This window comes from Actinobacillus ureae ATCC 25976, from assembly GCF_000188255.1.
Classification (GTDB): Bacteria; Pseudomonadota; Gammaproteobacteria; order Enterobacterales; family Pasteurellaceae; genus Actinobacillus; species Actinobacillus ureae.
In genome coordinates, this window is the sequence record NZ_GL831081.1 from 637,662 (window position 1) to 648,179 (window position 10,518).

At 41.7% G+C, this 10,518-nt stretch carries 8 protein-coding genes; 4 read left to right on the plus strand and 4 right to left on the minus strand.

All coding sequences use genetic code 11. The annotated features are described in order from the left end of the window. Positions 1-78: 78 nt before the first annotated feature. Both ompA (HMPREF0027_RS10975) and ompA (HMPREF0027_RS10980) read right to left on the minus strand, forming a co-directional pair. Complete coding sequence (gene ompA, locus HMPREF0027_RS10975; protein ID WP_005625257.1) at positions 79-1,161, minus strand: porin OmpA; 1,083 nt, start codon at positions 1,159-1,161, stop codon at positions 79-81. Positions 1,162-1,400: 239 nt separating this feature from the next. Beyond that, complete coding sequence (gene ompA / locus HMPREF0027_RS10980; RefSeq protein WP_005625259.1) at positions 1,401-2,552, minus strand: porin OmpA; 1,152 nt, start codon at positions 2,550-2,552, stop codon at positions 1,401-1,403. 410 nt (positions 2,553-2,962) lie between these two features. Between ompA (HMPREF0027_RS10980) and ydiJ the strand changes: the two genes are divergently transcribed. Both ydiJ and HMPREF0027_RS10990 read left to right on the plus strand, forming a co-directional pair. Then, positions 2,963-6,052 carry a D-2-hydroxyglutarate dehydrogenase YdiJ gene (gene ydiJ, locus HMPREF0027_RS10985; RefSeq protein ID WP_005625261.1) on the plus strand — a complete coding sequence of 1,030 codons (3,090 nt, stop codon included), beginning with the start codon at positions 2,963-2,965 and terminating at the stop codon, positions 6,050-6,052. A gap of 241 nt (positions 6,053-6,293) precedes the next feature. Next, positions 6,294-6,719, plus strand: a complete 426-nt coding sequence (locus HMPREF0027_RS10990; protein WP_005625263.1) for a hotdog fold thioesterase — start codon at positions 6,294-6,296, stop codon at positions 6,717-6,719. A gap of 83 nt (positions 6,720-6,802) precedes the next feature. Here HMPREF0027_RS10990 and HMPREF0027_RS10995 read toward each other — a convergent pair whose 3' ends face one another. Next, positions 6,803-7,255, minus strand: a complete 453-nt coding sequence (locus tag HMPREF0027_RS10995; protein ID WP_005625265.1) for a DMT family transporter — start codon at positions 7,253-7,255, stop codon at positions 6,803-6,805. Continuing rightward, a complete protein-coding gene (locus tag HMPREF0027_RS11000) occupies positions 7,255-7,695 on the minus strand; it encodes a DMT family transporter (protein WP_044024562.1) in 441 nt (146 codons plus the stop codon). The genes HMPREF0027_RS10995 and HMPREF0027_RS11000 overlap by 1 nt, the downstream gene beginning before the upstream one ends. Before the next feature lie 99 nt (positions 7,696-7,794). Here HMPREF0027_RS11000 and HMPREF0027_RS11005 point away from each other — a divergent pair, with 99 nt between their 5' ends. Both HMPREF0027_RS11005 and yidC read left to right on the plus strand, forming a co-directional pair. Beyond that, positions 7,795-8,670, plus strand: coding sequence for a LysR substrate-binding domain-containing protein (locus tag HMPREF0027_RS11005; RefSeq protein ID WP_005625269.1), 876 nt, complete (start codon positions 7,795-7,797; stop codon positions 8,668-8,670). 136 nt (positions 8,671-8,806) lie between these two features. Beyond that, positions 8,807-10,435 (plus strand): membrane protein insertase YidC, encoded by a 1,629-nt coding sequence (gene yidC / locus HMPREF0027_RS11010; protein ID WP_005625271.1) that lies wholly within the window; start codon positions 8,807-8,809, stop codon positions 10,433-10,435. Positions 10,436-10,518 lie beyond the last annotated feature (83 nt).

The following is a 10,518-nucleotide window of genomic DNA, read 5'->3' on the forward strand; positions in this document are numbered from 1 at the left end:
TTGGTCCTTAAATTAAACAGTCTAACTTTTTGGGGGCAGATCACAAGGTGGCTTTTGCTATTTAGTCTAAAATAACTATTACATAGTTACTTCTTTAGAACCTTGAACTTGAACTTCAACACGACGGTCTGGTGCTAAACAAGCGATTAACGCTTTACGACCTTTAACTGCATCACATGTTGCGCCAGTTACTGGATTTGCTTCACCGTAACCTACCGCTGTTACGTTAGCTGCTGAAGCGCCTTTAGAAACGATGTAGTTAGCTACAGTTTCTGCACGACGTTGAGAAAGTTTTAAGTTTGAAGCTTCTTTACCGATACGGTCTGTATAGCCATTAACTTGGATCGCAGCATTTGCTAGACCAGCGTTATTGATTTCAGCTTGCATTGCATCTAAAGCTTGAGCTGCAGCTGGTTTTAAGTTTGATTTGCCGAATGCGAATAATACATCAGAGCTGAATGCAAAGTTTTTAGTTTCTATTGCTGGAGCTGCAACAGGCGCTGCACCTTGACCGAAACGATATGATAAGCCTGCCGATACGGAGCTGATATCCGGACGGTAATCAGTTGCACCCCTACGGTTTAATTTAGAGTAGCTTGCTTTACCTGCATTGTTTAACCATTGGTATTCAATGCGAGCCGCTAACTCTGGAAGAATTGCGTATTCAACACCAGCACCTAAGATTAAAGAGCTTTGGAAACGACGGCTTTTTACTTTCTCTTGTGCAGCGTTAAATGTTTTATATGTATTGTTTACTAATGCGATACCTGCTTTACCGTAAACATCTAAGTTAGGTAATACTTCGTAGCTTGGTTTTAATGCAATTGTTGCACCATGTGCTGCGTGACGGAATGTTTGTTTATCCGCTTTATCATTAGGTTTTTCTGTACCACGTACACGACCGAAATAATCATAACCAACTTCTGTCGCTAAACCTAATTTATCTTGATTTAAGATTTGGTAACCACCGAATACACCGTAAGTTACAGAGTTTTTGTTGATACCATATTTACCACCTTTAGCAGCATCTAATTGCTCGATGCCATCGTGGAATGATGCCCAACCTGCTTTTGCACCTGCATAGAAAGTATTTGCTTGTGGTGCTGCTTGAGCTACTGCTGCAGCTGATAATACTGCTAAAGCAACTAATGATTTTTTCATATTGATGTCCTCTAAATTTTATCATCATCCATTAAAATACCCCCATCATGGGGACAGTAATACCAGTTCCTTGATACTTTCTTGCGCGCTATGTAAGAAAGAAAAACTGCTATTACTATTTATATTTTATCAAATTATGAGCTAAAAATACAATAAAACCGCTATTTATGGCTTATAGGCAAAGGTTTGCTTTAAATCATTGTAGCTTTTTATTATTTAGTTACAAAGAACGCACTAAATTACATAGTTACGTTTTTAGAACCTTGAACTTGAACTTCAACACGACGGTCAGGTGCTAAGCAAGCGATTAATGCTTTGCGACCTTTAACAGCGTCACATGTAGCGCCAGTTACAGGGTTTGCTTCACCGTAACCTACAGCAGTTACGTTAGCTGCGTTTTGACCTTTAGAAACTAAGTAGTTAGCTACAGTTTCAGCACGACGTTGAGAAAGTTTTAAGTTTGAAGCTTCTTTACCGATACGGTCTGTGTAACCGTTAACTTGGATAGCAAGAGTAGCTAAACCTAAGTTAGCGATTTCAGTGTTAGCTGCATCTAAAGCAGTTGCAGCAGCTGGGTTTAAGCTTGATTTACCGAAATCAAATAAAACATCTGAGCTGAATGCGAAGTTTTTAGTAACAACTTCAGGAGCCGCTTCAACTGGTGCAGCACCTTGACCGAAACGGTATGATAAACCTACAGTTACAGAGTGGATATCTGGAGCATATTGGTAGCTAACATCTTGTCCGCCTGAACGTACTAATGCTTTGTTGAAGTTACCTGCTTTGTTGAAGTTACCTGCTTTGTTTAAGTTACCTGCTTTGTTTAAGTATTGGTATTCAACACGTGCTGCTAATTCAGGAAGAATTACGTACTCAACACCCGCACCTAAAATTGTAGATGCTTTTAATTTGTGGAATTTCTCTGTTGGTTCGTTAGTGTTTTCTGCACTGTAGAATTTGTAGTCGTTACGAACAACTGCAACACCTACTTTACCGTAAACGTCTAAGTTAGGTAATACTTCGTAGCTTGGTTTTAATGCGAAGTTTAAACCGTGTGCAGAGTGTTTGAATGAACGGAATTCACCTTTATTACCACGTACACGACCGTAGTAGTCATAACCTAATTCAGCTGCTAAACCAAAGTTGTTTTGGTTTAAGATTTGGTAACCACCGAATACACCATAAGTTACTGAGTTACGGTTGATACCATATGTACGTGTTTCATCATTATAACGATCATCGTGACCAAATTTTAATTGGTTAACACCGTGGTGAAATGATGATTGACCAACTTTCGCACCTGCGTAGAAAGTATTTTGTTGTGGAGCAGCTTGAGCTACTGAAGCTAATGCTAAGCCAGATACTGCTAATGCAATTACTGTTTTTTTCATTTTGATGATCCTCTAAATTGTCATCGATTAAAAAATAAAACAACCTCAATACCACTCGGTACTAAAGCTTTAACTGATACGCCTCCGCCTCATTAGAGAAGAAAGATAGTTAATTTTCTAGAATTAAACAGTACAAAACGACTATAATTTAGTTGAAATGCAACTGTGTTTCCATCCAATATATTCTTGTTCTCTAATCAAATGAGCAAGAATATATTTATTATCGGAGTTCAAATTCACAAAATCAATAACCCACCCCTCCTAAAAGTGTAAGAAAGTGTATAGAACTGTTGATTTAATAAGCTATATGTAATAATTTCAATCATTCAAGTTGTTTTCTTCACTTTCATTTTCAATATTCACAAATCTTGTTAATATCGTTTTACCTCGAATTTATACCTATAATTAATATGCTTCCACAATTGTCGACAACGCCAGAACTGAATAAAACAGTTATACAGTTTTTAGCAGAACTCAAACAGCAACATTTTAGTGGCGATATCGCTTCTCATTATGCGGATCGCCTTTCTTTAGCCACCGATAACAGCGCTTACCAACAGTTACCGCAGGCGATTTTATTTCCTAAATCAGTTTCGGATGTGGTGATTTTAACGAAATTGGCACAACGTCCGCATTTTCAACACCTCACTTTTACTCCTCGGGGTGGTGGTACCGGCACGAACGGGCAATCGCTGAATAACAATATTATTGTCGATCTCTCTCGCCATCTAAATCAAATCCTCGAATTAAATGTAGAAGAACGTTGGGTGCGAGTACAAGCCGGCGTGGTTAAAGATCAGCTTAACCAATTTCTAAAACCGCATGGTTTGTTTTTCTCTCCGGAACTCTCCACCAGTAACCGAGCCACTCTAGGCGGTATGATTAATACCGATGCTTCTGGGCAAGGCTCGCTCCAATACGGTAAAACCTCTGATCATATTTTAGCGATTAAATCGGTATTGATGAATGGTGAAGTGTTAGAAACACAAGCGGTTAAATCTTGCGATTTTTTTGCAGAAATCGACCGCTTGGGCTTAACTGCTACCGGTAAACAGCTCCACCGTGAAATTTTTAGCCGTTGTCGTGAGTTACGTCCGACCGTTCTTGCCGAGTTGCCGCAACTCAATCGCTTTTTAACCGGTTACGATTTAAAAAATGTATTCAACGCAGACAAGAGCGAATTCAATCTGACTCGTATTTTAACCGGCTCGGAAGGCTCGCTTGCCTTTATTTGCGAGGCGAAGCTCAATTTACTGCCGCTGCCGAAATTCCGTACCTTAATTAACATTAAATATAATTCGTTTGATTCGGCATTGCGTTCTGCGCCGTTTATGCTTCAAGCCAATGCGCTGTCGGTTGAAACAGTCGATTCTAAAGTGCTGAACTTGGCTAAACAGGATATTATTTGGCATTCGGTGTCCGATTTATTAACCGAAGATCCGAATAACCCGATTCTTGGCATTAATATTGTGGAATATGCCGGCAGCGATCAGACACTAATAGAACAACAAGTCGCAGACCTCATTAAAGCGTTAGATAAAAAACTGGCGGATTCAACCAGCGGTATTATTGGCTATCAAATTTGCAACGACATTGCCTCCATCGAAAAAATTTATGCAATGCGTAAAAAAGCGGTCGGTCTATTGGGAAATGCCAAAGGTTGGGCGAAGCCGATTGCGTTTGTGGAAGACACCTGTGTGCCGCCGGAGCATCTTGCCGATTACATCGCTGAGTTCCGCCAATTATTAGATGATCACGATTTGGAATACGGCATGTTCGGTCACGTGGATGCCGGTGTGCTACACGTTCGCCCCGCATTAGATTTGACCGACCGTGCGCAAGTACAAAAATTTAAAGCGATTTCTGATCAAGTCGTGGAACTTACAGCAAAATATGGCGGTTTGATTTGGGGTGAACACGGTAAGGGTATGCGTTCGGTGTATGGCGAGAAATTCTTTGGCGAAACATTATGGCGAGAATTACGTTATATCAAACAGCTGTTTGACCCACAAAACCGCTTGAATCCGGGCAAAATTTGTACACCATTGGAGAGCAATGCGGCACTTTACCCGATCGACTCATCAATGCGTGCGGATTTTGATCGCCAAATTCCAATCCAAGTGCGTGAAGAATTTAAAGGGGCGATGAACTGTAACGGTAACGGATTGTGCTTTAACTTTGATGTACATAGTACGATGTGTCCGTCAATGAAAGTATCGGGTAACCGCCTTTATTCACCGAAAGGGCGTGCGACTTTGATTCGAGAATGGCTCAGATTGCTTGCCGAACAAAACGTATCACCGGACGATTTGATCTTCAAACCGCGTAAACAAGCGGTCAAATTAACCGATTTTGTTGCAAAAATTCGCAACACGCTGAATAAACAGAAAGAATACGATTTTTCGCACGAAGTGAAAGCGGCAATGGATACTTGCCTTGCATGTAAAGCTTGTGCCAGCCAATGCCCGATTAAAATTGATGTGCCGACTTTCAGATCGCAGTTTAATGAGCTGTACCATAGCCGTTATTTGCGTCCGGCAAAAGATTATCTGGTTTCCAATCTTGAATTTGTTGTGCCGATGATGGCGAAAGCACCGAAGTTTTTTAACTTTTTCAGTCGTTCAAAATTAGTGGAAACGCTGGCGAACAAAACGATCGGCATGACTTATTTACCGGCGCTTTCCGTACCGAACTTGCAGCAACAGTTAGTTGAGATTGGTTATCAGGGCGTGACTTTAGAGGCTTTGGAAGCACAAGCAAGCGGTCAAAAATCATCGGGATTTTGCAAAACCGTGCTGGTGGTGCAAGACCCGTTCACTTCGTTCTATGATGCGAAAGTAGTGGCGGATTTTGTTCGATTGCTACAAAAACTTGGTTTTCGTCCGGTTGTGTTACCGTTTAAACCGAGCGGTAAGGCGCAACATATCAAGGGATTTTTAAGCAAGTTTGCTAAAACTGCACGCAATCAGGCGGTATTTCTCAATCGTGTCGCTCAACTCGGCTTACCGATGGTGGCGGTTGATCCTGCTCTGACCTTAGTTTACCGTGACGAATATCGTGATATCTTAAAAGCAGCGCGTGGTGATTTCAAAGTGCAACTGGCTCACGAATGGCTACGAGATGTGATTCAAGCCGGTAAGTTGGAGCATTGCAAAAAATCACCGAATTCTGACCGCTTGAGCTGGCATTTATTCGCACACTGTACCGAAGCGACCGAATTGCCGAATGCACCGAAAGAGTGGCAAGCGATTTTTGCCCATTTCGGTGAACAGTTGGTGAATGAAAATGTCGGTTGTTGCGGTATGGCGGGTACATTCGGACACGAAACCAAACACCTTGAAATGTCGACGGCGATTTATCAGCAATCGTGGCAAATTAAATTGAAAAATAAACCGCTTGAGCGTTGCCTCGCTACCGGCTATTCCTGCCGTTCGCAAGTAAAACGTTTTGAGCATTATTCGGTTAAACACCCGATTCAGGCATTGCTTGAGGTGGTGTAGATTTTAAATCTTCTGTATATCCCTCACCCCTTGTGGGAGAGGGATAGATTTTTCTTCGTTCAGAAGAAAAATCAGGGAGAGGGGAATCGTAGAAGAACTAGGCGTGTTTTTCCCTCTCTCTGCAAAAAATTACCTAACGTAATTTTTCGCTGTCTCTCTCCCGCAAGGGGAGAGAGTGATATTTAACAAACTTTTTCTTCTATAAAGAGCACTTGGAAAGATTTATCATAAAGGAAACATAATGACTATTTGGAAGCAAACAGCAACTTGTGAACAATTAAACGCACTTAGCCAAAAATCGGCGGTAGCGCATTTAGGTATCGAATTTACCGCAATCGGTGAAGATTGGATTGAAGCGCAACTTATGGTGGACGAGCGTACTCAACAACCGTTCGGTGTATTGCATGGCGGCGTGTCGGCTGCTTTAGCGGAAACTACTGCCAATGCCGGTGCATTAATGGTGTGTGAATCGCATCAAATTGCGGTCGGAATGGAATTAAATATCAGCCATTTAAAATCAGTGCCGGCAGGTACAAAAGCGATTGCTCGTGCGAATCCGCTTAAATTAGGACGTGAAGTGCAGGTGTGGAATATCGAGATTAAAGACGAACAAGGTAATCTATGTGCGGTGGCTCGTCTTTCAACCAAAACTTTAGATAAACGTTAGTTTCTTATCAAAGATAAGCGGTCAAATTCTCCGAAAATTTTGCAAAAAATCCGGAAAATTTGACCGCTTGTTCATTTAGGCATTTATTCAGCCGTTTGTCGGTTACTTTGGTAGATAAAATAGAGTGCAATACCTAGACAAATCACCGCTAATAGACGAGGGATTGAAAACGCAATCGCTTCATTATGAAACCAACCCAAGGTATCAATCAGTAAGCTCATTGCTAATTGCCCGAAAATCACGGCGACCGTTGCCACAGCCGTACCGATTTTACCCACCGCAAGTACCATAATCACGATATAAGGTACACCAAGCAATGCGCCCATAAGTTGCCATTTTAGCACGTCAAATAGGGTTAATTCGTGCTTTGGATCGAAGAAAAACACCAATAAACCAGTGACTAATGCGCCGACCGAGAAAGTCAAAAACGCACTTTTAAATACACCTACCTGTGCGCCTAATTTGCCGTTTACACTCGCTTGAATGGCTAATGCGATACCGCCGAGTAAGGCTAAACATAACATGATGAAAATCATTACATCTCTCCCCAAATAATAAAACCCAACGCCAACACGATAAAACCGAGCGCAATTAAACGGTGTTTATTGATCTTATGATGTTGTGATCCGAACAGCGCAAAATGGTCATTTAATAAACTTTGAAAAATTTGTCCGACCAAGACACCAATCATCGTCATTGCCACACCGATGACCGGTGTCGCAAGAGTTAAGATCACCACATAAACCGGCCCTAAGATACCACCGGTCAGTTGCCAACCGGGTAGTGAAAAATAAGATAGCGTATTGCGTGGCGAGAAAAATAGCATCAATAAAAAGGTTAAACAGGCTCCGACACCGAAAATACTCAAAGTTGCCCAAAGTTTGCCGACTTGTTGCCCTAACGGCCCAAGTAAACCGGCTTCCACCGACAATCCGGCACCGGCAAGAATGGTCGCTAAAATTAAAATGATTTGCATAATGTTCTCAGTTGATAAAAAAGAGAGCATTATATTTGTACAAATTACCTTATCAATAGGTAAAACATGGCAATACTATCCATAAAATGGAATAATCAAATGAATCATATTCAAGCAATGCGGGCTTTTGTGCGTGTGGTTGAAAGCCTTTCTTTCCATAAATCCGCCGAACAACTGGGGATTCCCCGTTCTACATTAAGTAAATGGATCAGCGATTTAGAACAGCATTATGCGGTGAAATTGTTACATCGCTCCACCAGAACCGTGATGCCGACCGCTGAGGGGCAAGCGTACTATTTACAAGCGGTCAGATTATTGGCGGAATTTGATGAATTGGAACAACAGATGCACGATAAACATCGTGTTGTAAAAGGGCATTTACGGGTGGATATGCCGATGCTGTTTGCTGAGCAACTTTTTATTCCCAAATTACCTGATTTTTATCAGCGTTATCCGCAAATTAAGCTGACATTGGGCATTAGTGATCGAGCGGTGAATATTGCTCAAGATGGGGTAGATTGTGTGATTCGGATTGGTGAAGTGCATGATCAAACCTTAATTGGGCGTAAATTCACCGATTTTGACTTTGTGACTTGCGCTTCACCTGCCTATCTAACCGAATACGGAGTACCACAAACACCGAATGAATTGGAAAATCATCGCCTAATCGGGTATTTTTCCGATATAAACGGCACGCGACCGTTATGTTTTCCACAAGTGGAAATGAATCAATTTCACTATTCGGCAAATGGGGCAAACGGGATTGTTGCGATGTTAAAAGCCGGTTTAGGTATCGGACAACCGTTACGTGCTTTGGTACAAACTTGGCTGTATAGTGGAGAACTGGTAGAGATTTTAGCGGATTACCCACACCCGAGTTTGCCTGCTTATTTGTTGACGCACGAGCGCAAACAAAGCGCAAGATTACGTGCGTTTAGCGATTGGGTATGGGAACAGTTTTCCTGTTCGCCATAAGCGGTCGACTTTGATCAACTTTTTGCAAAATTCTTGCTAAATCCGACCGCTATTCGCAAAAGGCGGTTGGATCTAGTGCCAACCTATTATAAAATGCCTTTCTTTTTATCTGTCCTTAACCCAAGAGAAACTCAACATGAATTCAAATCGTAGTTTACTGGTACTGGGGCTGTTATTGGTGTCTTTCCTTGTATTCACTCAGTGGCAACAAGATTTTAACCCTGAAATTCAGGCGCAAAAACAAGCACAACAACAAGCTCAAGTTGCATCACAATCAAGCGATGTGCCTGCTGCATCTAACGCAAATACCGTTATTGCGGAGAATGCAACCCAAGGTAAAACCATTACTATCCAAAGTGATGTATTACGTTTAACCATCGACACTTTAGGTGGCGATGTGATTGCTTCGGATTTATTAGCGCATAATGCGGAATTAAATTCTGAAACACCATTTAAATTATTACAAACCGGCGCAACAACTTATGTTGCTCAGAGTGGTTTAGTGGGTAAAAACGGTATCGACACCAATACAGGTCGTCCGCAATATCAAGTTGCACAAGAGGCATTTGTATTAGCTGACGGTCAAAATAAGATCAGCGTGCCGATGACGTTTGAAAAAGACGGAGTACTTTATACCAAAACTTTCGTGTTAAAACGTGGTAGCTATGATGTTGCGGTGAACTTCAATGTGAAAAACCAATCTGCGCAAGCAATCGAAGTTCAGCCTTACGGTCAGTTAAAACATACCTTAGTAGAAAGTTCCGGCAGCTTAACCATGCCAACTTATACCGGCGGTGCGTATTCTTCATCGGAAACCAACTATAAAAAATATAGTTTCGATGAAATGGCAAAAGAGAATTTAAACATTGGTACGAAAGCCGGTTGGGTTGCGGTATTACAACACTACTTCGTTTCTGCTTGGGTACCGAATCAAGATGCGCAAAACTCGCTTTACTCTCGTACTAACAACGGTATTGCGACTATTGGCTACCGTGGCCCAGTAACAGAAGTAGCGCCAAACAGCGAAGCGACGATTACCAGCCAATTATGGACTGGCCCGAAAGATCAAAAAGAGATGGAAGCGACAGCGGCGACCCTTGATTTAACCGTAGATTACGGTTGGGCGTGGTTTATTGCAAAACCGTTATTCGCGTTACTGACTTTCATCCAAAGTATTGTGACTAACTGGGGCTTAGCGATTATCGGTGTAACGCTTGTGGTTAAAATGATTCTTTATCCGTTAACTAAAGCGCAATACACGTCTATGGCGAAAATGCGTATGTTACAGCCGAAAATCCAAGAAATGCGTGAGCGTTTCGGTGACGATCGTCAACGTATGAGCCAAGAAATGATGAAGCTCTATAAAGATGAGAAAGTAAATCCGATGGGCGGCTGTTTACCGATTCTGATTCAAATGCCGATTTTCATCGCATTATATTGGACGTTTATGGAAGCGGTAGAACTTCGTCACGCACCGTTCTTCGGTTGGATTCAAGACTTATCGGCACAAGACCCGTACTACATTCTTCCATTATTAATGGGTGGTTCGATGTTCTTATTACAAAAAATGTCGCCGACTCCGGTGGCAGATCCGGTACAAAAAAAAGTGATGACTTTCATGCCAGTTTTATTCACGGTATTCTTCCTCTGGTTCCCATCAGGCTTAGTGCTTTACTGGTTAACTTCAAACTTAATCACGATTGCACAACAATGGTTGATTTACCGTAACCTTGAGAAAAAAGGCTTACACTCTCGTAAAAAATAAACGAGCGTTTTAACTAAAAAAGCACTGTTTTGATCTGACCCCAAAAAGTTAGACTGTTTAATTTAAGGACCAAGTTCTGTATT